Source organism: Clostridium sp., assembly GCF_032552055.1.
Taxonomy (GTDB): domain Bacteria; phylum Bacillota; class Clostridia; order Clostridiales; family Clostridiaceae; genus Clostridium.
Genome location: NZ_JAWGSV010000449.1, coordinates 1 through 1,051 on the forward strand (window position 1 = coordinate 1; position 1,051 = coordinate 1,051).

1 protein-coding gene and 1 pseudogene are annotated in these 1,051 nt (G+C 27.2%); both read right to left on the reverse strand.

The window, feature by feature from the left end:
* Window positions 1–236, reverse strand: a pseudogene (locus tag E6248_RS16330) (hypothetical protein); the annotation flags it as partial.
* A 118-nt stretch (window positions 237–354) separates the two neighbouring features.
* Window positions 355–1,051: cyclic nucleotide-binding domain-containing protein (locus tag E6248_RS16335; protein WP_316341815.1), on the reverse strand; the 697-nt coding region annotated here is incomplete at its 5' end.

Here is a 1,051-nt window from a genome sequence, read left to right on the forward strand (position 1 = left end):
TTTTCTTTAAATAAAGTTACTTCGTATTGAGAGTCAACTGGTAAAACTACTGAAGTTACTGAGCTCTTATCTCCACCATAATTAGATGCTTCTAATAAAAGTTCAACTACACCTTGTGTTGATTGATTTACTATCTTAACATCTCCCTCTGGTAGTTTTATGCCTCCGCTAGTACATCCAACTAAACCTACTGTTAAAGCCATAGCTGCTATCATAGTTATAATTCTCTTCTTCATATGTATACCTCACTTTTTCAATATATTTTATAGAATTTTTTTACAACTTATCTATGATAATTATATCATATGTAAAAATTTAAAATATATAAAATCTATGAATTCTATGTTAATTAATTTATCTATATATATCTGCTGCTAACTCTTCTAACTTATTATAATCGAGTATTAAGTATGAATCTTCCTTCCTAAAAAGAATACCTTTATCACCTAACTTATTTAGTGTTCTATGTAAGTGTCTATAACTTGTTCCTAAAAGTTCAGAAATTATAGTAAGAGTCTCATCAAACCTAAATACCTTATCATATTTATTGGCACCAACAGATATAATATAGCTTGCTAATCTATTTTCCAAAGGATACATTAAATTAATAGTTGAATTTTTAGAAGATCTCTTAAGCTTTTCCCCCAATGAATTACATAAGAAATTTAATAACTTTATATCTTTATCATAATTATTTTTAAGAAATTTTACTGGTATTCCTAAGCAAACACATGATTCAATTGCTTCTACATTGCAAGCAGCTATATCATTAGTGATTAATTCCATATCTCCAAGTGTATCTAGTTCTTTATAGAAATCTAACAATAATAATTTACCATTTTTGAGTGTCATATAAACTTTAGCCTTACCTTCAACAAAAAACATTAGATGGGTTATTTCTTCACCCTCTTTAATTATAAACTCTCTTTTATCAAAGAATAATAACTCTATGTTTTCTTTAAATAAAGTTACTTCGTATTGAGAGTCAACTGGTAAAACTACTGAAGTTACTGAGCTCTTATCTCCACCATAATTAGATGCTTCTAATAAA